Below are 22755 nucleotides of genomic sequence, written 5' to 3' on the forward strand. Positions count from 1 at the left end.
CGTGGCGGGCGGCTCGATCCGCCCACGGTGCGACCAGGATCCGTCGCGCCTCACGACGCCCCGAAGCGACTGCCTGTGACCTACCGCCCGAGCTACTGTCCGACCGTCTGCTCGACGTTGACCGTCCACCCGCTCGGGAACGGCAACTGCTTGAGCGCCGCATCGATCAGGAACGGCATGGCCGAGGCGAGCGACGGTCCGGCGTCGCTCGTATTCGCCTGTACGCGATACACCTCCTTGCCGCTCGCGCGATCGACGAAGCGCAGCTGCAGCCCCGCCACCGCATACGGGTAATCACGCTGGACATACGCCGGCGGCGCGCCATACGGATAACCGTACCAGCCCCACGGACGTCCCCACGGCCCCCAGGGACCCCACGGGCCGGGCGCGAACATCGGATCGTAGACCGGCTCGGCCACCCGCATGACCTGCTGCGAAATGCCGTAGGTCATGCCGATCAGATAGTGCGCGCTCGCGGAACTCTGCTCGCGGAAACCATCGCCGGCCAGGCGCGCGCGCAGCCACTGCTCGTAAGTCGCATGCTCCTGGTTGTTCTGCTGCTCGGCGGTGCGCGTGAGCGCGTAGGTACGCGGGCCGTCGAAGCCCGGCGAATCGCCGAACGCGGTCACCTGGCTCGTGACCGTGCTGGCACAGCCCGCCAGCAAGACGCTGACGAGCGCCAGCGTCGCCATTCCCCATCGTTTCCACATGATTGACTGCTCCAGAGAAGGCCGCGGGCGCCGAATGCGCGTCGCCCCCGCCGATTTAAGCATAGGACGGCACCTCGCGCCCCATGTCGCTCATTTGACGTGGCCGCCGCGCCAAAATTCAGCAGATTTTCCGTAAAGCGACTCAAAAGCCGACACTCCGTTACAATTTGTGAATCCTTGGCCGTCAGCAAAACCCCGTCCATGCTCAGAACCGACCTCGCAGGCGTAATTCAGCGCTCCGACTATACGCCCCCGGCGTACCTGATCGACACCGTCCAACTCGACTTCGACCTCGCCCCCGATGTCACCACCGTGACCAGCCGCCTGCGCGTGCGCCGCAATCCGGCGGGCGGCGGCGGCGACCTCGAACTCGCGGGGCAGGGGCTGCAACTGGTGAGCCTCGAGCTCGATGGCAAACCGTGGGCCGGTTACCGCACGGGAGAGGAGACGCTGAGCGTCGAAGCGCCACCCGAGGCGTTCGAGCTCACGCTCGTCACGCGCTGCCGTCCGCAGGAAAACACGTCGCTCATGGGGCTGTACGTCTCGGGCGGCAACTTCTTCACCCAGTGCGAAGCCGAGGGCTTTCGCAAGATCACCTATTTCCTCGATCGCCCGGACGTGATGGCCACCTACACCGTCACGTTGCGCGCCGATCGCGAAGCCTATCCGGTGCTGCTGGCCAACGGCAACCTGATCGACAAGGGCGATCTGCCCGACGGGCGTCACTTCGCCGTATGGGACGACCCGTTCAAGAAGCCCAGCTACCTGTTTGCGCTGGTGGCCGGCCGGCTGGTCTGCCGCGAGGAGCGCATCGTCGCCGGGGATGGCCGCGAGAAGCTGCTTCAGGTCTGGGTGCAGCCGCAGGATCTGGACAAGACCGAGCACGCCATGCACTCGCTCGTCAACTCGATCCGTTGGGACGAGGAGCGCTTCGGCCGGGTGCTGGACCTCGATCGCTTCATGATCGTCGCCGTGAGCGACTTCAACATGGGCGCGATGGAAAACAAGGGCTTGAACATCTTCAACACGAAGTACGTGCTGGCCGATGCCGCCACCGCGACCGACGACGACTTCGGCAACATCGAGGCCGTCGTGGGCCACGAGTACTTCCACAACTGGACCGGCAACCGCGTGACGTGCCGCGACTGGTTCCAGTTGAGCCTAAAGGAAGGCCTGACCGTCTTCCGCGATCAGGAATTCTCGGCCGACATGATGGGCTCCGAGTCGGGCCGGGCGGTCAAGCGCATCGACGACGTGCGCGTGCTGCGTCAGGCGCAGTTTCCCGAGGACGCAGGCCCGATGGCTCACCCGGTTCGCCCGGAGAGCTACGTCGAAATCAACAACTTCTATACGGTCACCGTCTACGAGAAAGGCGCCGAAGTCGTGCGCATGTACCAGACGCTGCTCGGCCGCGACGGCTTCCGGCGCGGCATGGACCTGTACTTCGAGCGTCACGACGGTCAGGCCGTGACGTGCGACGACTTCCGCGCCGCGATGGCCGACGCCAACCAGCGCGACCTCACGCAGTTCGGCCGCTGGTACAGCCAGGCCGGCACGCCTCGCGTGACGGTCGAGACGGCTTATGACGAGGACGCCCGCACCTATACCCTCACGCTCACGCAGCGCTGCCCGAAGGTCGGTGTGGAGTTGCAGGACGAAACGCTGGTCAAGCAGCCGTTCCATATCCCGTTCGCCGTCGGCCTGCTCGATCGCGACGGCCGCGACATCGTGCTGCGCCTGGCCGGCGAGGCGGGCGGGGCGAACGGGGTGAACGATATGCCGGCAGCGACCACACGTGTGCTCGACTTCACGCAGGAGCGTCAGAGCTTCACGTTCGTGGACGTGCCGCACAACCCGATGCCGTCGTTGCTGCGCGGCTTCTCGGCGCCGGTCATCGTCGAGCACGAATACACCATCGACGAGCTCGCGTTCCTGATGGCGCACGACAGCGATCCGTTCAACCGCTGGGAAGCGGGTCAACGCCTGGCCACGCGTCAGTTGCTCGCGCTTGTCGAATCGATTCAGTTGGGACAGTTGCCGAGCGTCGACAGCTACGTGCTCGAAGCCTTCCGCCAGGTACTGCGCGACGAGTCGCTCGACCCGGCGTTCCGCGCCCAGGCGCTCACGCTGCCCGCCGAGTCGTATCTCGGCGAACAGATGACGGAGATCGATCCGGCAGCCATCCATGCGGCGCGTCAGTACCTGCGTCAGCGTCTGGCGGCGTCGCTTCACACCGAATGGCTTGCGGCGTATCACAATCATCGCGTGCCGGGGCCGTATCGCCCGGATGCCGCTTCGGCCGGCGAGCGTGCGCTGAAGAATCTCGCACTCTCATACCTGATGGAGCTCTCGGACGCGGGCGTCGCGCAGACCGCGCGCACGCAATACGACACGGCCGACAACATGACCGATCGTTTCGCCGCGCTCGCCGCCCTCGTGCAGCGCGGCGGTGCGGCACGCGAAGGCGAGGCCGCCCACGGCCCGAATCATGCCGCCGAAGCGCTCGAGGACTACTACCAGCGTTTCGAGCACGAACCGCTCGTCATCGACAAGTGGTTCGCATTGCAGGCCATGCAGCGCGGCGACGGCAGCCATTGCGTGATCGACGCCGTGCGCGCTCTCATGCGTCACCCGGCCTTCACGCTCAAGAACCCGAACCGCGCGCGCTCGCTGATCTTCAGCTTCTGCAGCGGCAACCCGGCCCAGTTCCATGCGACCGATGGCTCGGGTTATCGCTTCTGGGCAGAACAAGTGCTCGCGCTCGACGCCCTGAACCCGCAAGTGGCCGCACGTCTGGCCCGCGTGCTCGATCGCTGGCGCAAGTACACGCCGGCACTGCGCGAGCACATGCGCGAAGCACTGGGCGAGGTCTCGCGCCACACGTCGCTGTCGAAGGACGTGCGCGAGATCGTCGAGAAGGCGCTCGCCTGAGCGCCTTCACGTACACCACGCGTACCTCGCGCGCCCCTTGACTCACGCGGCCACGCAACGCCATGGCCGCGTGACGTCTTCTCCCGTCCCTTACGTATTACGTAATCACGCCGCCTGCGCCGGCGTGGTCGTCAGACGCAGGCGCACCGCGCGAGCGGCGGCGACCATGTTGGCGAGCGCATCGTCGACCTGCGCCCAGTCGCGCGTTTTCAGGCCGCAGTCCGGATTGATCCACAGACGCGCCGCCGGAATGCGCGCGAGCGCCGCCTCGATGAGACGCTCCATCTCGGCCTGCGACGGCACGCGCGGCGAATGAATGTCGTACACGCCCGGCCCGATCTCGTTCGGATATTCGAACGCCTCGAATGCGCCCAGCAACTCCATGTCGGAGCGCGTCGTCTCGATGGAGATCACATCGGCGTCGAGCGCCGCGATCGACGGCAGAATGTCGTGAAACTCCGAATAACACATATGCGTGTGGATCTGCGTATCGTCGGCGACGCCCGACGAACACACGCGAAATGCGCGCACCGCCCAGTCGAGATACGCCTGCCGATCCTTCTCGCGCAGCGGCAGCCCTTCGCGCAGCGCCGGCTCGTCGATCTGGATCACGCGCACACCGGCGGCCTCCAGCGCCGCCACTTCCTCACGCAAGGCGAGCGCGATCTGTAGCGCGGTGACCTCGCGCGGCTGATCGTCGCGCACGAACGACCATTGCAGCATCGTGACCGGCCCCGTCAGCATGCCCTTGACCGGCTTGTCGGTCAGTTGCTGGGCGTAGGCGCTCCACGTCACCGTCATCGGTTCCGGCAGATACACATCGCCATAGATCACCGGAGGCTTCACGCAGCGCGATCCGTAGCTCTGCACCCAACCGTGCTCGGTGATCACGAATCCCCACAGCAGATCGCCGAAGTACTCGACCATGTCGTTGCGCTCGGCCTCGCCGTGCACGAGCACATCGAGGCCATAGGCTTCCTGCTTTTCGATGGCCAGACGGATCTGCGCGCGCATCGTCTCCAGATAATCCAGATGCGACATGGCGCAGCGCTTGAAGTCGGCGCGGGCCGCGCGAATCGCAGGCGTCTGGGGAAACGAGCCGATGGTCGTCGTGGGCAGTAACGGCAGCTTGAGCCAGGCACGCCGCGCATTCGCGCGCACCGGATGGGGCGAAGCGCGACGTGTGTCGGCGTCGGTCAGCGCCGCCAGACGCTTTTGCACCACACGGTTATGGATGCGCGGCGACGTGCGACGCGCGGCCTGTGCGGCGGCGTCCGCCACGAACGCGGCGCGCACCTCGGCACTGGCGAACTCCGCGGCATCGAGCGAGCGGCGCAACAGGGCGACTTCGTCCAGCTTCTGCACGGCGAAAGCGAGCCAGGTACGCACTTCCCTGTCGAGCCGCACCTCGCTCGCCAGATCGACCGGGCAGTGCATCAGCGAGCAGCTCGACGCGACCCACAAGCGCTCGCCGAGTGTCTCGGCAAGCGGCGCGAGCTGCGCGCGCGCCCCCGCGAGATCGCAGCGCCAGACGTTCCGGCCATCGACCACGCCGACCGACAGCACCTTGTCCCGCAGCCATTGCGCCGCGAACGTTTCGATCTGCGCGGGCGCACGCACGGCGTCGATATGCACGCCCGCTACCGGCAGCGCGGCGAGCATGGCCGCGTGTTCGCTCACGTCGCCGAAGTACGTGGCCAGCAAAAGCGCCGGCGCCGCAGCCGCCAGGCGCGCGTACGCGGGGGCGAAGGCATCACGCCAGAGATCGGGCAGATCGAGCGCGAGGATCGGTTCGTCGATCTGCACCCACGTCACGCCTTGCACCTTCAGACGCGCGAGCACGCGTTCGTACTGCGCGAGGAGTTCGGGCAGCAGCGAAAGACGGTCAACCAGACCGCCCTTCTCCTTGCCCAGGAACAGCAGCGAGAGCGGGCCGAGCAATACCGCCTTGACGTTGCCGCCCTCGCGCAGCGCCTCGTCGACTTCGTCGAAAAGCCATGGCGTTCCCGCGCCGAAGCGCGTTTGCGGCGTGTACTCCGGCACGAGGTAGTGGTAGTTCGTATCGAACCACTTCGTCATTTCCATCGCGCTGTGTTGCGCATTGCCGCGGGCGGCGACGAAATAGTCGGCGAGCGTCAGGGCCGCCGACGCCGCACCGAAACGCTCGGGCAGTCCGCCCACCAGCGCCAGCGTGGAGAGCACCTGGTCGTACCAATGGAAGTCGCCCACCGTGATCCAGTCGAGCCCCGCCTCGCGCTGCGCACGTCGGTTGGCTGAGCGGATGTCGCGCCCCGTCGCCTGCAGCGTCGCGACATCCGTTTCACCGCGCCAGAACGCCTCGATGGCGAATTTGAGTTCACGCTGCGCACCAATGCGCGGCAATCCGAGTACGTGGGCCTGAGCCATGAGCGGTCTCCTTCCAGGAGCTTGCAATGTTGCAAAGTGAATGTCGGCGGCAATGTCCGCCCAGGCTGGCAGTATCCCGGCGCCCCATGTATTATTCAAACGAAAGTTTTTGCTTTTTATCATTAATTTAATTCATGCAAAGAACTCCCATCGAACTGCGTCACCTTCAGACGCTGCTCGCGCTGCGCGACACCGGAAGTGTGTCGCGCGCGGCGTTGTGGCTGCACCTCACGCAATCGGCGCTCTCGCATCAGATCAAGGCGCTGGAGGACTTCTACGGATTGCCGCTGTTCGTGCGCAAGTCGTCGCCGCTGGTCTTCACGCCCGCGGGCAAGCGGCTGCTGGCGCTGGCCGAGGAAGTGGTGCCGGCCGTGGACGAAGCGGGGCGCGACCTCACACGGCTTGCGCAAGGCACGCAGGGCACGCTGCGCATCGCTGTGGAGTGCCACACGTGCTTCGACTGGTTGATGCCTGCCATGGATGCGTTTCGGATGCGCTGGCCCGAAGTCGAGCTCGACATCGTTTCGGGCTTTCACGCCGATCCGATCGGGCTGCTGCATCAGGACCGCGCCGATCTGGCGATCATCTCCGAGCACGAGGAAGGCGAGGCGGTCGATTTCCACCCGCTGTTCCGCTTCCAGATGATGGCGCTCATGGCGAACGATCATCCGTTCGCCTCCAAGCCGCATCTGGACGCCGAGGATTTTCGCGACGAGACGCTCATCACCTACCCCGTTCCCGACGACATGCTCGACATCGTGCGGCAGGTGCTGCGCCCGGCGGGCATCGAGCCCACGCGCCGCACCACGGAGCTGACAGTCGCCATCCTGCAACTCGTCGCGAGCCGGCGCGGACTGGCCGCCCTGCCGCTGTGGGCGGTGACCGGCTATCTGGAAAGGCGCTACGTGAGTGCTCGCCCCATCACGCCGCAGGGGCTGACGGCGGAACTCTGGGCGGCCACGCTGCCGGCGATCACGACGCGGCCGTACATCGGCGAGTTCGTCTCGCTCATGCGTGAAACCAGCCTGCTCTCGCTGCCGGAGATCGAATTGCTGTAAGGAATAAGGATGTCGACACGGGACGACGCCGAGCCGCCCCGCGACATGCCGTTCAGGCCGGCCGGCGCACGATCAGGCGACAGACGCGCTTGCCCGAGCTGGCGCTCGTCACGTCCTCTTCGTGGAGCACCACGCCGTCGTGAAGGGCGGCGCGCACCACGTCCGGCGCGAAGGCGCTGTACAGGCGTCCGTCCTTGTGACGCATATCGGCGCCCTCGGTCACGCGCCACGACAGATAGAGCACCCCGCCGGGGCGCACGAGCGTCCACAGCCGATCGACCGCCTGCGGCACTTCGCTCGCCGGCAAGTGCATGAGCACCGTCTCGCACACCACGTTGTCGAACCGCTCCGTGACGTTGTCCAGCAGCGGCAGCTTGCCAACGTGGAACGCCACCCAGGGGAAGGTTTTCCGCGCGAGCGCGACGAGTGCGGGCGAATTGTCGTAACCCACCACGTCGAAACCCTCGCGGGCCAGCCATGCGGCGTCGCGCCCGTTGCCACAACCGACGTCGACGGTGCGTCCCCCGGGCACGAAGTACCGCATGAGCAACGCATACATATCGTCGGGTGAAGGCTGCTCGAGCCAGTCCTCGCTGTAACGTACGGCGTTGGCCTCGTAGGCCGCTTCGGTTTGCAGGTCCGCCATGATCGGGGTCTCCGGAGGATTGCGACAACGGGTGGGGAAACAGGACTTATTGCGAAATCTTCTCCAGCGCGATGTCGCGCGTGCGCGGCCCCATCAGTCCGATGGATAGCATGACGACCAGCATGGCGCACGAGATGAACACGAACACGCCGGTCACGCCGAAATTGCGCAACACCGCGGCGATCAGGAACGCCGTGAAGATCGCCGAGAAACGGCTCCACGAATACACGAAGCCGACGGCCCGTGCACGGATGCCCGTGGGGAAAAGCTCCGTCTGATACGCGTGATAGCTGTACGACATGATGTTGTTCGCGAGCGTGAGCCCGATGCCCATCGCGATCAGCAGGAACGACGACGTGACCTGCGAGAACACCAGCCCGCAAACGATGCCGATGCCGGCCGTCCACACGATCGCATGCTTGCGCTCGACCCGGTCGGCCATCCACAGGCCGATGAGCGGGCCGACCGGCGCGGCCAGCGCGATCACGCTCGAATACGCCAGACTCGTCGTCACCGTGACGCCCTGCTTGATGAGCAGCGTCGGCACCCAGTTGGCGAAGCCGTAGAAGCCGACCGTCTGGAAGATATTGAACAGGATCATCATGATGGCGCGCTTGCGGTACGGCGGCACCCACATGTCGCGAAACGCGCTCTTGGGCACGACAGGCTCGGGTACGCCCGGCGGCGGCAACGGCCAACCGTATTCGCGCTCGACCTTCGCCTCCAGGTTCGAGAGAACTTGCTCGGCCTCGGCGAGACGCCCCTTCTGCGCGAGCCAGCGCGGGCTCTCCGGCAAGGCGCGACGAATCCACCACACGAACACGGCGCCGTGCGCACCAATGAGCACGACCCAGCGCCATCCCTCCAGGCCGAGAAACTCGCGCGGCACGAGCCAGTACGCCAGGAACGCCACGACCGGCACGGCGGTGAAGCCCACCGTCTGCTCGCAGGCGAACGCGCGCCCGCGGATCTGCTTGGGCACGAGCTCGGCAATGTAGGTGCCGATCGTGACCAGCTCCACGCCGATGCCCAGCCCCACGACGAAGCGCCAGAAGTTCACGCCTGTGGCCGTCTCCTGGAACGCCATGATGACGTTCGCGACGGTGTACCACAGCAACGAGCCGGTGAAGACGGCGCGGCGCCCGAAGCGGTCGGCCAGAAAACCGCACGCGATAGTGCCGATGAACAGCCCCGAGAACAGCGCGGCGATGAAACTGGCCACGCCCGACGTGCCGAACAGGCCGGGCGTGGTCGGCGTGAGGATGCCGCTCTTGACGAGTCCCGGCGCCACGTAGCCAGTGTAGAGCAGATCGTAGAGTTCGAAGAAGAAACCGAGACTGAGCAATACCACCAGCTTCCAGACGGTGCGGGTGGGCGGCAGTCGGTCGAGACGGGCGGAAATGTCGCCGGCGGTGAGCCGGGTTGTCGCAACGGAGGCTTGCGCGGCGGCGCGAGGCATGGAAGGCATGGGAACTTCGGGGGATGGCATGGAAATCGTCTCCGGGCCCGTCCGGTCATGGCCGAACGGCTCATTGTGCCGACGCATCGCCTGCAACACCGGCAGGCATTTGCCACCAGTGGCCGGGCGTCGGTGCTACACCATGGATCGACGGGCGCGAGGCCGGCATTGTGCCACGAATGACGCCGTGTCCGTCACCTTTGCCACGTACTACGAAAATCTTCGATGTTCATGAACGACGGCACATCCCTCGCGCCGCCGACGGAAGTTGCAGCACGGACTTTTGCAGAGGCATGGCCACACGGCATTCGCATCGTTTGCCGAAACCACCGGGATCACCGGCATCGCCCCTCTTCATCGCCGTCGGCGTCGTTCGACGTCACGACGCCTGTGCGGCAATCGCCCCGGCGCCCGCTTTCAATTGCTCGAAACCGACGATGCGTCCTGCCAACGCGCTCGCGGCCACGGTGTACGGGCTGGCGAGCCACACGCTGCCCGGCCCCGAGCGCCCCGGAAAATTCCGGTTGATGGCGCTGATCGTGACCTGATCGGCGGAGGTGGACTGCCCCGGCCCGCAGTTCGCACACGCGCCGCAGCCGGGCATGACGAGCGTCGCGCCGGCGGCCGCGAACGTCTCGAGATAGCCCTGTGCTTCGCAATAGGCGCGCACGTCCATCGTGCCGAACTGCAGGAACAGCGAGCGTCCCGGCGCGACGCGCAAGCCGTTCTCCACACCCCAGGCGAGGACGTCGTGATATGCGTCGAAATCGTCGCGCTTGCCCGCCGTGCACGAGCCGCCGTAGGCGATGTCGATCGGCACCGGTGCCGCCAGCTCCGCGAGCGCCAGGCCGTTGCCCGGATCGCCCGGGCGCGCGAGCATGGGCGTGAGCGCCCCGGCATCGATGCGAATCACGTCGCGATAGACCGCGTCGGCGTCGCTCGTCATCCACGGTTCGAGCTCGAAGTCGACGCCGCGACGCGCCTTGAGGAACGCCACGGTCTTCTCGTCCGGAGCGACGATCCCCGTGAAGCCGCCTAGCTCGGCCACCATGTTGGTGAGCGTGGCGCGCTCGTCGACGGACATCCTCCGCACCGCGCTGCCCGCATATTCGAAGACGAGTCCGATCGCGTCGCCGCGGCGAATGGCATCGAGCCGCAACAGGTGCAGCACGACATCCTTGGCGGTCACGCCCGGGGCAAGTTCGCCGTCGATCTCGATGCGCAACGTCTGCGGCACCTTGCAACGGACGTACCCCGTCACCCAGCTGTTTGCGATGTCGGTCGCGCCGGCGCCGAACGCCAGGCAACCCAGCGCCCCCGCGTGAGGCGTGTGCGAATCGGTGCCGATCACGATTTCACCCGGCAATGCGTAGCGCTCGGCCATCAGCGCGTGGCAGATGCCATCGGCGCCCGCCGGGCCGCTGCCGCCCAACTCGCCATGCGAGAGCACCGGGTAACGCGCGACGAAATTGCGGTGGCCGTCGGTCAGGTTCGCCACGCCGGGGAGCAAGCCCTGCGAGACGTGCGGATGGCTCTGGGCCGCCAGCACGAGGTGGTCCTGAAACGCGATGATGCGAGACGGGTCGTGCAGCGCGGCGGGCTCGCCGAATGCGCGGTGCATCAGATGGGCGCACATGCCCGTGAAATAGTCGTGCGAGAACCGCCAGTCCACGCGGACGAAAACGCCGTCGCCATGGGCCATACCCGGTGTCGAGGGGTGCAGCCGGCGCGCCATGATCTTCTCGACGAGGGTGCGCGGCGGGGAGTTGGCACCGGCCGGGACCGGCTGCGGGGCGGGCCACTCCGCGAACTTGCTGTACGCCAGCAGGCCGCCGCTGCGGATGATCTGCTGCGTGAGGGCGTCGCGCCCCTTGAGGAATTCGGTGATCGGGATGGCTTCGCCGGCCTGAATGCGGTCGAGCACGCCGAAGTCGGTCGTCGTCAGAATGCCGATGTTGTCGCAGTTCTGCTGATAGATGCGCTCGAAGCTCTCGGCCACGATCAGCCGGATGCCCGCCGAGAGCTCCGCGAGAGGACTCGACTCGCGCGACGAGCCCTTGCCGTAGCGCTTACCCGCCACCGTCACCAGGAACCCGCCGCGACGCACGTCGTGCTCGCCGATGGGCATCTCGCTTCCCGCCTTGAAACCGACATAGGGATAGCGGCCGAGCCGCTCGTCATACGTGAGCATGACCGTGACCGGCGTGATCTCGTCGGTCGAGACGTTATCGCGCAAGGCGCCCGCCTCGGCGCGCGCGATCGATTCGCCCGCCAGTTGTCGACGCACGATGGCCGGATCCTCCGACAGAAACAGCGTGCGGCCGTCGAAACGAATGGTGTCTTCCATGCCTGTGAGTCTCCTTGCGAAGAAGGATAGTCCCGGACATGGGGTGCCATCGTGCCGTCTGGGCAAGGTGGCCGTGACGGATTGCGATGCCCGGAAAGCACCCGTCGAGACACCCCGGTCGCATCGCCCGCATCGTCCAGCCCAACGCATCCTGCGTTTATTGGGAAAATTCCGAAAAATAGCAGTTACAAATGGCGGGAATGCGCACGGCGCGGGGCCGCCTGCATCCGGCGCGCCTCGACATGCCCCTGGGCAACTAGATTGCATACGCGCCGTCGACGAGGGCAACGGGACGCCGACGACGCACGTGCGCTACGCAGACCCTTTACCACCACGGGGGCACCGGTTGGCGTGGCGTGCGGAGGCATGTCAACTTCGGCGCGCGGACTGCTCACCGGCAGCCACCGCGCGTTCTTTCCGTAGGAGTCGAGCCATGGCATTCAATAACGTAGGGCCGCTGACATTCCTGAACCCGAACCAGTCGGCGTACTGGTGGTATGTCCGGAGCGGCGGCGAAGACTTCGGCACGCAATTTGCGAGCGCCGACGTCAAGACGCCGAATAGCGGGGGTGTCCATCGCGCTGACAACCAGCGCAAGGAAAAGGACAACAACGGTCACACCACGTACTACGTGACCATTACGAACCTTGGGCCGGGCGGCGCCTGGCATAACCTGCAAGGCGGGGGGGTGGTATGAAAATGATCGTCATCGTCAACAAACAAGGGGAGCTTGTCGCCGTGCAACGAGGCGACGGCGGCGTACGCGGTCAGGTGGCAGGCATTGCCGCCGGCCCGGACCAGCGCGCGCACGTGATCGACGTCCCTGATGATGTGGTGCACATCGCCGATCCGCAGGCGTTCGCCTCGCGCATCGGTTCGCTGGTGCCACGCACCTGAGTCTGCACATCAACGGCAAACCCCGCCGCTCCGGATCGGTCTGTGTCACTGGCCGATCCGGAGCGGCGGGCAGTCAAACGGTGGTCGCGCCGACTCACGCCTTCTGCGCGAGAAAATTCAACAGCGTTGCGGCGGCTGCGTTCAGGCGGTCCTGTTCCAGGAATACGAGCCAAAGCTGGCGATGCGCCCATTCGTCGGTAAGCGGCCGCACAACGACGTCGAGCTTGCCGACATAGAGCTGGCCGACCTGCTCCGGGGCGATGGCAATGCCCAACCCCGCATGCACCATGCGGCACAACGCGTCGAGGCTGGACACGCGAATCTTGATGCGCAGCGATGCCCCGGCGACACTCGCCTGCTGACGTAGCAATTGCGTGAGCGCGCTGTTGCCCTGCAGGCCCACCAGCGTCTCGCCGACACAAGCGGAGAACGGAATTTCTCCCGTGCGCGCGGCGAGCGGATGCCCCACCGGCAAAATGACCGCGAGGCGGTCTCGTCGGTAAGGCACCATCGTGAAGGCTTCGATCCCCTCCACCGCATTGCAGATGCCCACATCCACCGCGCGCTCGCCCACACGCGCCAGGACCTCGTTGCTGTGCTGCTCGTCGAGTTCGACGTCGACCTCGGAGAACACCCGGCCGAAAGCGGCGAGATCCTCCGGAAGAAACTGAACGATGGCCGACAGGTTCGCCGCAATGCGCACGCTGCCGCGCGCGCCTTCATGGAACTGGGAGAGTTCGGCGCCCAGCGATTCGATGGTGCCGAGAATGCGTTCGGCGTAACGGCGCACCGTCTCGCCCACCGGCGTGACGGTGATGCCGCGCTGGTGTCGCTGGATGAGCGGCAGCCCGACGATCGCCTCGATGTCGGCAATGCGCCGGCTGATGGCCGACGGCGCGATGAATTCGCGCTCGGCGGCACGCGCCATGCTCCGCTCCTGGCAGACCGCCACGAAAAGGCGCAAAGAGGTGAGATCGAGCTTGCGGAGAAGGTTTTCCATACCCGTACGGCAATACGCCGGAAATGCCGGAAACGCCCGGCTGGCGCGGCCCCGCGAGGGGCACGTCTTTTGCTGGACAAACGACGAATCGACGCCTATTATACGCATCGCGTACACAGCCCTGCCGACCCGACCATGAGTGCACAGCAGACTTTCCTGCGCGACGCGATGCGCCGCCTGAACATGACCCGCGACAGCTTCGCCGAGCGCATCGGCGTTCGCCGGCGCGCCCTCGACACCTGGCTGCTGCCCGAGGACTCCAGCGAATATCGCACGATGCCGAGCATCGTGGAGAAATTCGTGGGGGAAATTCTCGGCCGCGAAGCCCCGTCCGCAGAATCTACGCAAAGCGCACACAAACCGCTGCGCGAACGCATGGGTCTCGACGGCAAGCCGCATCTGATTTCCGTCGACCAGTTCACGCGCGACTCGCTCGAAGAACTGTTCCATGTGGCCGACATCATGCAGCCGATCGCGCGCCGTCAGAAGATCTCGCGCGTGCTCGAAGGCGCCGTGCTCGGCAACCTGTTCTTCGAAGCCAGCACCCGCACCCGCGTGAGCTTCGGCGCCGCCTTCTGCCGTCTCGGCGGGTCGGTGTGCGACACGACCGGCTTCACGTTCTCGTCGATGGCCAAGGGCGAATCGATCTACGATACGAGCCGCGTGATGAGCGGCTACGTCGATGCGCTCGTCGTGCGTCACCCGGAAAAGGGCTCGGTCGCCGAGTTCGCACGCGCCACCAACATTCCCGTCATCAACGGGGGCGACGGACCGGGCGAGCACCCGAGCCAGGCCATTCTCGATCTGTACACCATCGGCCGCGAGTTCTCGCGTCTGGGCAAGCTCGTCGACGGCGCGCACGTGGCGATGGTCGGCGATCTGCGCTACGGCCGCACGGTGCATTCGCTCATCAAGCTGCTCGCCCTGTATCGCGGCCTGAAGTTCACGCTGATCTCTCCGCCGTCGCTGGAAATGCCGACGTACATCCTCGACCAGATCTCGCAGCACGGTCATGTGGTCGTGCAGAGCCATTCGCTCGCGGACCTGACCGGGGCGGACGTCGTCTACGCCACGCGCATCCAGAAGGAGCGCTTCGCCGACGAAGCCATCGAAGGCTACACGCCGGACTTCCAGATCAACGAAGCGCTGATCAATCAATATTGCGATGCGCGCACGATCATCATGCACCCGCTGCCCCGCGACAGCCGTCCGGGCGCGAACGATCTGTCGACGGACCTGAATCACGATCCGCGCCTGGCCATCTTCCGGCAGACCGACAACGGGATTCCGGTGCGCATGGCGATCTTCGCGATCCTGCTCGGCGTGGACAAGCAGGTCCAGCACAGCATGCGCGACGCCGCATGGCGCGCGCCGTCGCACATCGGCCCGGACGACGCCCTGTTCGACGGCCTCGACTGATCGGCCGCTCGGACGCGTCCGAGTCCCACACCGCTCACATCTCATACTGCGCTGCGCCCCGCATTTTTCCCGGGGCCGGCGCATCTTTGCGAGTAAAATTGCGTCCGTATCGAAATACGAACGCTTTCTTGCTTTTCCGGAGGCCCCTATGCGGCGCAAGACCCTTACCCAATATCTCATCGAACAGCAGCGGGAGTTCAACAACATTCCCGCCGAGCTGCGCCTGCTGATCGAAGTCGTCGCGCGCGCGTGCAAGTCGATCAGCCACGCCGTGTCCAAGGGTGCGCTCGGCGGCGTGCTGGGCAGCGCGGGCAGCGAGAACGTGCAGGGCGAAGTGCAGAAGAAGCTCGATGTGATCTCCAACGAGATCATGCTCGAGGCGAACGAATGGGGTGGTCACCTCGCGGCGATGGCGTCCGAAGAAATGGAAGACGTTTTCCACATCCCCAACCGCTATCCGCAAGGCGAATACCTGCTGATGTTCGATCCGCTCGACGGCTCGTCGAACATCGACGTCAACGTGTCGATCGGTACGATCTTCTCGGTGCTCCGCTGCCCGGACGGCGTGACCGATCCGACCGAGAAGGACTTCCTGCAGCCGGGTACGCAGCAGGTCGCCGCCGGCTACGCCGTGTACGGCCCGCAGACGGTGCTGGTACTCACGACGGGCCATGGCGTGAACTGCTTCACGCTCGATCGCGAGATGGGCTCGTGGGTACTCACGCAGGAAGGCATGCGCATTCCGGAGGACACCAAGGAGTTCGCCATCAACATGTCGAACGAGCGCCACTGGTATCCGCCGGTGCAGCGTTATATCAGGGAGTTGCTGCAGGGCAAGGAAGGCGTGCGCGGCAAGGACTTCAACATGCGCTGGATCGCCTCGATGGTGGCCGACGTGCATCGCATCCTGACGCGCGGCGGCGTGTTCATGTATCCGGCCGACAAGCGCGACCCTGACAAGCCGGGCAAGCTGCGCATCATGTACGAAGCGAACCCGATGAGTTTCCTGGTGGAGCAGGCGGGTGGCGCGGCGACCAACGGCGTGCAGCGCATTCTCGACATCCAGCCGCAGAAGCTGCATGAGCGCGTGGCCGTGTTCCTGGGCTCGAAGAACGAAGTCGAGCGCGTGACCGGTTATCACCACGAAGCGGGCGTGAAGTAAGTCAGCGCAACGCTCGATGCATCGTCGTCGCAAGAATGGCCTACGGCGCCCAAATTTCTTCGCGACGACGAAGCGCAGGAATTCCGTAATTTCAAGGATTTACGCGTGACTCGCGCAGCGTCAGCGAAAAATCTTTGAAAAAAGTGGTGACAAACACGGAAAGTCTGCTATTATCTCACTTCTTCGCAGCGCCGGAGTAGCTCAGTCGGTAGAGCAGCTCATTCGTAATGAGAAGGTCGGGGGTTCGATTCCTCTCTCCGGCACCAGCGACTTGATTCGTTGGATCTCGCGAAGTCCTGAAAACCCGCATAAGCGCTTGCTTTGCGGGTTTTTTGTTGTTCTGCGAAGCCACACGCACCGGCCTCGAATCCCGAATCGGCCGGGGGTATTTTTGGGGATATCCCGCCATCGCGTCCGGTCGATACCCCCATGTCGTTTCGTTGTCCATTGGGATGCGTCTTCCGTGCGGCACATCCGCAGACACTACTCCCTCGTCGCGCCCTTCCCCTCTTTCCCCTTTGCGTGGATGTCGTTGTCGTTCGCGCCGTCCTCGTCCTCAGCCGGCTGCGTCATCCAGGCGTGATAGCCCGCGACGCCCATCTTGCGCATGAGCGCCTCGTTGCGCGCGTAGATCGTCTCCGCTTCCGGGAAGGCATCCACCGCGCGGTCGATGCTCGCCTCGCGCAACAGATGCAGGATCGGATACGGCGAACGGTTCGTGTAGTTCTCCACGTCTTCCGGCGCCGTGCCCTCGAACTGATAGTCCGGATGGAAGCTCGCGATCTGTAGCTCGCCCTCGAGACCCATCTGCTTGAGCAGGCGCTGTGCAAAGAACAGCGCATCGTTGTACTCGTGGAAGTCGAGCAGCGCAGACGGAACGATCAGGAGCGTCGTATCGAGCGCCTGCGGATCCGCGTGCGCGAGGGTCTGCAACTCACGCTCCAGATCGAGCAATACCCCTTCCATGTCGGCTGCGGCGCTCACCACGTAGCGAATCTGGTCCTTCACGTGCACGGCCTTGGCGAACGGGCAGAGGTTCAGCCCGATCACCGCGCGCGTGAGCCAGTGGCGTGTCGCGGCAATTACGGCGTCGCTGTCCTGTGCATCGATGGGAGGCGTCTTGTCCGTCATACAGAGAGCATTGGAATCAATCGTCAATCCAGCATTGTAATTCGGCGAGCGCCGCCAACCCCATGTCCCGGTCCGAGAATCCCGGTGTGTGAATCCCAAAACCGCGGCCCAGCGTCTGGGCAACCATGCCCCTTTTCACTCCTGCGCGAACTTCACACCCATGCCCGGCATGTCTCCGATTCCATCCTCGCCTTCAAGCACCAGCACCGTCCCCACCCACGCGCCCACCCACGCGCCCGCCGACGACGGCCTCGCCGATGCGCAACGCTCCGGCACGCTCACCGCGCTGCCGTTGAGCCGCCTGCTCTGCGGTCGGGAGACGTCCGAATATCACCCGACGGACGTCTGGGCCACTCTCGTCAATCCGCAGTCCTACGCGGGGCGCGAACTGCGGGACACCTGCGACGCCGCCAACCCTGGCGGGCCACTGTTCCTCGAAATGGTCACGCTGCTGACCACAAACGAAAGGGAGCGGACGGTCGATCGTCTGGCCGACGCCGGCATCTTCGTGGCCCCCGCCCGGCGTCAGCACGGGCGCCACGAAGACACCCTGTTCCTGCAAACCGACGAAGGTCTGACGCTCTGGCTGCAGTACGCCGCATTGCCGGGCGCGAGCCAGAACGTGTTCGATAGCTCGGACGTTTACGGCGAATCGACGACGGTGGAGCAATCGCGCATCGACGCCGTCCTCAGGATACTGGTGGCGTGCGGCCGGGACGCCTCGGACGCGGCCCCGTTCTCGGACGCCGTCCCGCCACTCAATCCCCTCTCCCATCTCGCCAGCCAGGTCGCCCCGCAATGGCTGCCTCGTCTGCTCGCACTGGGCGTCGACCCCAACCAGGTCAACAACCGCGGCACACCGCTCGTCGTCGCGGCAATGCGCGCGGAGGCGATCCGCCTGCGACTGGCCGGCCGCGATCCGCTGGCGGTCCATGCTTCCCTCTGCCACCTCGGCCGTCTTCTCAAGCGGCACGGCGCCGACTTGCAGCGGAGCTCCCGCGTCGGCGCGCCCCCCGTCGCGATCCTGACGTTCCACGGCCACTGCGGCGCGGCCGAAGCGCTGCTGTCCATCGGGGCAGATCCGAACACACCCGACCAGAACGGCCACACCCTCATGCACCATCTCGCGCACAACACCCGCGAGATCGACACGGCGGAGAAGCGCGCCACGGCACATCTTGCGCATTACCTTCTGATTGTCGCCACCCGCTACGGCGGCGATCTGGATCGCACGAACAGCGCCGGGCAGTCCGCGCGGTCTTTCGTGCCGCGGCCGCTTTCGCTGGACCCGCACATGAGCCGGCAATTCGTCGACAGCGTCCGCGAGACCGCAATGCAGCGCATCAGGGTCATGCTCTGACCCGCACATCCGCCCGCCGCGCGCCATCGTCCGCGGCGAGCCTTGGTACTTTCACGCCTCCCGTCCACAAACCTCCCGATGCCCTACTCAACAACACGTTCCTCTGGCTGCACACGCCACGCGCCTTCGGAATCGCCCCATGTCGACACGCAAACGACGCCAACCCCGGCGCTGATCCTCTCCGAGATGACGCTCGACAGTCTGCTTCAGGCCCGACGCAGCGATCTGTGCTCGACACAGCTTTTCAGGCGAACCCTGATGAGCGAGAGCACCGTGGCAGGCCGCGAGCTACGCGACGGCTGCCGGATCGCGAACAGGGGAGACGTGGAGGGGATGACGCGCACCTTCGCCACGCTGTTGTGCACGCCGGCGCATCGCCGCACCCTCGATCAACTGGCAGACGCCGGCATCTTCATTACGCCGTCCCGGCGCTATCGAATCTCGGCCGAGAATGCGCGCGTGCTTTTCAGTGACGAGGGGCTGCTGCTGTGGCTGCGCTTCGCGGCGTCGCCGAGCGCCTATCGCGACGTGTTCGTCGATTCGAGCCTCTCCGCCGTGGGACGTGCCGGCGGTCGCGCCGACAGCCGCACCGGCAATCGCACTGAAGGTCGGGCTGCAAATCGCATCGCCGACAACAGCGACAACGCACGGCTGGCCAACGCGCTGCGCGTGCTCGTCGCGTGCGGTCGCGATACGACCAACGACGTGCCGGCCTCGGAACAGCCGGACAGCATGTATCTTCCTCTCTCGCACCTGTGCAGCCGCGTCGCGCCGGAATGGTTGCCGACACTGCTGGCCGTCGGCAGCGACATCAACCAGACGAGTCACCGCGGCGTCTCCCTACTCACGACCGCCATGGCGGCGCAGGCGTTCCGCGCCAAACGGCACGATCTCGATCTGCTCGTGCCGCACGACTGCCTGTACACGCTCGCACTTTCGCTCAGAAATCGCGGCGCCAGCCTGACACATCGCAGCGACAGCGGCTCGCCGCCCGCCATGCTGCTTGCCCTCAACGGCCTGTGCGGCGCCGCCGAAGTCCTGCTCTCGATGGGGGCGAGCTGCAACATGCCAGACCGCAACGGCAACACACTCATGCATTACCTGGCCGCCACCACGCGCACGCCGGGGCACGCCTTCTGCGCGTTTTTCATGTTCACGACCGCGCTTCGCTACGGAGGCGATCCGAACTTGCCGAATGGGGACGGCCGCACGGCGCTGTCGTTGCTGCGGGGAAGTCTGCGCGTCTATGCCGACGCGCTCCACAAGATGATCGTCGCCACGAGAGAGATGGTACGGTTCACGATCACGCGGGAGGCGCCTTTGCGACATGCGAACCTGTCGCCGGTCACGACGGCAATGACGGAGGAAGCACGGCGGCTGTACTCGCGGGGCTGGGATCCGCTGCTGCCGCACGCTTCGCTCTTCGCCCTGGCCATCTCGCTGCGCGCGGGCGGCGTCGATCTCACGCAACGCCATCCGGACGGCACGCCGCCGGTACTCTGGCTCACGCACCATGGTTTCTGCGGCGCAGCCGAAGTTCTCCTGGCGCTCTCGCGCAACAGCAACACCCCGCTTCAGGACGGCAATACGCTCCTGCACCTGCTGGCCGCCGCGCGACGTCACGGCAAGCCGTCGTTCCTCACCGACTACATGCTCTGCACGGCACTTCGCTACGGCGGTGACCCGACGCAACCCAATGCCGCCGGGTTCGCCGCCCTCGCCTCACTGCCCGCCGACATGACGCGCTTCCTGCGCGCCAGCCTCGCCTTTTACCGGGGCACCGCGCTGCAGGCCGGTCGCGCCGTGTCTCGGCTCTACCCCGTCAACACGCACTTCGACCTCGATCTGATGCGACATTCCGCCGCAGATTTATAATATGCATTTCATTTACATCTTATAATGACATCGCTGACGCTGCCGCACCCAAGTGGTGATTTCGTCGTGAGCCCCCGGGTGACGGCAAGCGGCCAGCGCATCGCAGATCGTCCGAGCGAATGACACCGGGCCGCGATGCATGTGCCATTAACCGTAGTTGCGCCGAAAAAGATGCATTTAACTTGCATCTTAAATCACAGGAGTCTTGCCATGCTTTCCGCTGCTTCCCGCCCCTACATCGACGCAAGCGTGCCCGTGCTGCGCGAACATGGTCTTGCGATCACGCGTCGTTTCTACGCGAACATGTTCGAGGCGCATCCGGAGTTGCGCAATCTCTTCAACATGGGGAATCAGGCCAGCGGTGCACAACAGCAGTCGCTCGCCTCGGCCGTGTTCGCCTATGCCGCGAACATCGACAATGCCGCCGCGCTCGGCCCGGTGCTCGAGCGTATCGTGCACAAGCACGTCAGCGTCGGCATCACCCCGGCGCACTACCCCATCGTCGGCCGCCACCTGCTCGGCGCCATCAAAGACGTGCTGGGCGACGCCGCCACGCCCGAGCTCATCGCCGCCTGGGACGAAGCGTACTGGCTGCTCGCCGGCGAGCTGATCGCTGCCGAAGCGCGCCTGTCCGAGCGCAGCCACGCGCCGCTGGGCACGCTGCGTGAGCTGGTCGTCGCCGACGTCGACCGCGAGACCGACCATATCGTGTCGTACTACCTGCACACGCCCGAAGGCGGCTCGCCGGGCGAGTTCGTGCCGGGTCAATACGTGAGCGTGTCCGTCACGCTGCCTGACGGCCTGCGGCAACGCCGCCAGTACAGCCTGTCCGACGCGCCCAACGCACCGCACTGGCGCATCACCGTCAAGCGCGAAGCCGCCGACGGGACCAAGCCCTCCGGTCAGGTGTCGAACTGGTTGCACGCCAATCTGAAGGCCGGCGATCGCATTCTCGTGAGCCCGCCTTACGGCGAATTCACCACCAAGCTCGATGCCGCTCATCCGCTCGTGCTGCTCAGCGCCGGCGTGGGCATCACGCCGATGATGTCGATGGTGGCCGCACTCGCCGCCAAGGGGTCGCGCCGCGAGATCGTGTTCGCGCACGCCGCCCGCAATGGCGCACACTTCGCGCTGCGTCGCCATCTGGCATTCGCCGCGATAGCGTTGCCGAACCTGCGTACGGCGATCGTCTTCGAGACGCCGCTGCCGACCGACCGCGAAGGTATCGACTACGCGTTCGCCGGTCTGATGGACGTGTCGCACCTCGCGCTGCCCGCCAACGCCGACTACCTGCTGTGCGGCCCGGTGCCGTTCATGCAGGCGCAATGGCGCGCCCTGCGCGACGCCGGCGTGCCCGCCGAGCGTCTGCACCGCGAAGTCTTCGGCCCGGACGCACTCGACCATCTGCTGTAACGCCCCCTCACCATCGGGACGCTGACGCTTCAGCGACTCGGCCCCGAATGGGGCCAAAGGCCCCGTCCGGGGCCTTTATTCTTCGTGAGTCGCCAGTGCGCGACGCCCGTCAGTCGATCAGGGCGCCCGATGCGTCGTAGAACGGATGCGAGCCACCGGCATCGTCGACGAACGCCAGGTGCGAGACCAGCCCGGTCTGCGATGTGAATCGATGCAGTTGGAACGCCGGCGGATCTAACACCCAGGCCGACGGCCCCGCTTCGCGCAGATCGAGGGCCACCTGGTGCGCAGGCGACGGGCATACGCTCGCGATCGTGCCCGCGAAGCGCGTGTGAATCGACCGATGCACGTGACCGCAGATCAGTCGCTCGACATTGTCGTGGCGGCGTACGATCGCGGCGAGCTTCCGGGCGTCGGCCGCGTCGAGCGCCTGAACGTCCATGTGCTCGATGCCGCACGCGAAAGGTGGATGATGCATCGCGATGACCGTGGGCGTCGTGGTATCGCTCGCGAGCGTCGCGTCGAGCCACTGCAGCCGTTCGTCGCACAGCTTGCCGCCACCGTTGGGCGGATTCTGCGTGTCGAGCGCCACGAGTCGAAGCGGCCCGAACATCGCGGCGTACTGCACGAAGTCGCCGGGCCGGCCCAGATAGGCATGTTCGGGAAACACTTCGCGCAGCGCGTCGCGCCCGTCGTGATTGCCGATGACGAGGTAGTAGGGAATCCGCAGTGGCGTGAGCAGGCGGCGCAGATGCTCGTACTCCTCGCGCGCGCCGAAGTCGACGAGATCGCCGGTGAGCACGACGAAGTCGGGACGCGGCACGAGCGTATTCAGACGCGCCACGCAGCGTTCGAGATAGGCGGCGGTATCCACGCGCCGATAGGCCAGCTTGCCGGGCCGTTTGATGTGAAGGTCGCTGATTTGCGCGAACAGCATGAGC

The 22755-nt window shown here is 65.7% G+C and carries 17 protein-coding genes and 1 tRNA gene; 10 read left to right on the plus strand and 8 right to left on the minus strand.

Going from position 1 to position 22755, the window contains the following annotated elements; all coding sequences use genetic code 11:
- Nucleotides 1-92 precede the first annotated feature (92 nt).
- Nucleotides 93-710, minus strand: a complete 618-nt coding sequence (locus tag RO07_RS17425; protein ID WP_160118104.1) for a DUF4136 domain-containing protein — start codon at nt 708-710, stop codon at nt 93-95.
- Between the two features lie 201 nt (nt 711-911).
- Between RO07_RS17425 and pepN the strand changes: the two genes are divergently transcribed.
- A complete protein-coding gene (gene pepN / locus RO07_RS17430; RefSeq protein ID WP_039404403.1) occupies nt 912-3641 on the plus strand; it encodes an aminopeptidase N in 2730 nt (909 codons plus the stop codon).
- 105 nt (nt 3642-3746) lie between these two features.
- On the opposite strand, the gene metE is transcribed toward pepN, so the two are convergent.
- On the minus strand, nt 3747-6047 hold the full coding sequence (metE, locus tag RO07_RS17435) for a 5-methyltetrahydropteroyltriglutamate--homocysteine S-methyltransferase (protein ID WP_039404404.1): 2301 nt from the start codon (nt 6045-6047) through the stop codon (nt 3747-3749).
- Nucleotides 6048-6181: 134 nt separating this feature from the next.
- Here metE and RO07_RS17440 point away from each other — a divergent pair, with 134 nt between their 5' ends.
- Nucleotides 6182-7105 carry a LysR family transcriptional regulator gene (locus RO07_RS17440; protein ID WP_039404406.1) on the plus strand — a complete coding sequence of 308 codons (924 nt, stop codon included), beginning with the start codon at nt 6182-6184 and terminating at the stop codon, nt 7103-7105.
- Nucleotides 7106-7157: 52 nt separating this feature from the next.
- Here RO07_RS17440 and RO07_RS17445 read toward each other — a convergent pair whose 3' ends face one another.
- From RO07_RS17445 to RO07_RS17455, 3 genes are all read right to left on the minus strand, one after another.
- Nucleotides 7158-7751 (minus strand): class I SAM-dependent methyltransferase, encoded by a 594-nt coding sequence (locus tag RO07_RS17445; protein ID WP_039404408.1) that lies wholly within the window; start codon nt 7749-7751, stop codon nt 7158-7160.
- Between the two features lie 46 nt (nt 7752-7797).
- Nucleotides 7798-9219, minus strand: a complete 1422-nt coding sequence (locus RO07_RS17450) for an MFS transporter (protein ID WP_039404410.1) — start codon at nt 9217-9219, stop codon at nt 7798-7800.
- A gap of 370 nt (nt 9220-9589) precedes the next feature.
- Nucleotides 9590-11557, minus strand: coding sequence for an aconitase family protein (locus RO07_RS17455; RefSeq protein ID WP_039404412.1), 1968 nt, complete (start codon nt 11555-11557; stop codon nt 9590-9592).
- 433 nt (nt 11558-11990) lie between these two features.
- Here RO07_RS17455 and RO07_RS17460 point away from each other — a divergent pair, with 433 nt between their 5' ends.
- Both RO07_RS17460 and RO07_RS17465 read left to right on the plus strand, forming a co-directional pair.
- Complete coding sequence (locus RO07_RS17460) at nt 11991-12254, plus strand: hypothetical protein (protein WP_010805871.1); 264 nt, start codon at nt 11991-11993, stop codon at nt 12252-12254.
- Between the two features lie 2 nt (nt 12255-12256).
- Nucleotides 12257-12454: a hypothetical protein gene (locus RO07_RS17465; RefSeq protein ID WP_039404413.1), complete on the plus strand. Its 198-nt coding sequence runs from the start codon at nt 12257-12259 to the stop codon at nt 12452-12454.
- A gap of 94 nt (nt 12455-12548) precedes the next feature.
- Here RO07_RS17465 and RO07_RS17470 read toward each other — a convergent pair whose 3' ends face one another.
- On the minus strand, nt 12549-13562 hold the full coding sequence (locus tag RO07_RS17470; protein ID WP_472462561.1) for a LysR family transcriptional regulator: 1014 nt from the start codon (nt 13560-13562) through the stop codon (nt 12549-12551).
- Between the two features lie 27 nt (nt 13563-13589).
- On the opposite strand from RO07_RS17470, the gene RO07_RS17475 reads away from it, so the two are divergent.
- The 3 genes from RO07_RS17475 (at nt 13590) to RO07_RS17485 (ending at nt 16301) form a co-directional block, all read left to right on the plus strand.
- Nucleotides 13590-14873, plus strand: coding sequence for an aspartate carbamoyltransferase (locus RO07_RS17475; RefSeq protein WP_039404417.1), 1284 nt, complete (start codon nt 13590-13592; stop codon nt 14871-14873).
- Between the two features lie 148 nt (nt 14874-15021).
- Complete coding sequence (locus RO07_RS17480) at nt 15022-16035, plus strand: class 1 fructose-bisphosphatase (RefSeq protein WP_039404418.1); 1014 nt, start codon at nt 15022-15024, stop codon at nt 16033-16035.
- A 190-nt stretch (nt 16036-16225) separates the two neighbouring features.
- Nucleotides 16226-16301, plus strand: a tRNA-Thr gene (locus RO07_RS17485).
- A 217-nt stretch (nt 16302-16518) separates the two neighbouring features.
- Here the strand turns inward: RO07_RS17485 and RO07_RS17490 are convergent.
- The gene (locus tag RO07_RS17490; RefSeq protein ID WP_052266682.1) at nt 16519-17166 is read right to left on the minus strand and encodes a DUF1415 domain-containing protein; all 648 of its coding nucleotides are present in this window, start codon (nt 17164-17166) and stop codon (nt 16519-16521) included.
- 88 nt (nt 17167-17254) lie between these two features.
- Here RO07_RS17490 and RO07_RS17495 point away from each other — a divergent pair, with 88 nt between their 5' ends.
- The 3 genes from RO07_RS17495 (at nt 17255) to hmpA (ending at nt 21814) form a co-directional block, all read left to right on the plus strand.
- Nucleotides 17255-18526, plus strand: a complete 1272-nt coding sequence (locus RO07_RS17495) for an ankyrin repeat domain-containing protein (protein WP_147284622.1) — start codon at nt 17255-17257, stop codon at nt 18524-18526.
- Nucleotides 18527-18784: 258 nt separating this feature from the next.
- Nucleotides 18785-20401 (plus strand): ankyrin repeat domain-containing protein, encoded by a 1617-nt coding sequence (locus RO07_RS17500; protein WP_115089083.1) that lies wholly within the window; start codon nt 18785-18787, stop codon nt 20399-20401.
- 210 nt (nt 20402-20611) lie between these two features.
- Nucleotides 20612-21814 carry an NO-inducible flavohemoprotein gene (gene hmpA, locus RO07_RS17505; protein WP_039404425.1) on the plus strand — a complete coding sequence of 401 codons (1203 nt, stop codon included), beginning with the start codon at nt 20612-20614 and terminating at the stop codon, nt 21812-21814.
- Between the two features lie 109 nt (nt 21815-21923).
- On the opposite strand, the gene RO07_RS17510 is transcribed toward hmpA, so the two are convergent.
- The gene (locus RO07_RS17510; RefSeq protein ID WP_039404427.1) at nt 21924-22751 is read right to left on the minus strand and encodes a phosphodiesterase; all 828 of its coding nucleotides are present in this window, start codon (nt 22749-22751) and stop codon (nt 21924-21926) included.
- Between the last annotated feature and the right edge of the window lie 4 nt (nt 22752-22755).

This window comes from Pandoraea pulmonicola (assembly GCF_000815105.2).
Lineage (GTDB): Bacteria > Pseudomonadota > Gammaproteobacteria > Burkholderiales > Burkholderiaceae > Pandoraea > Pandoraea pulmonicola.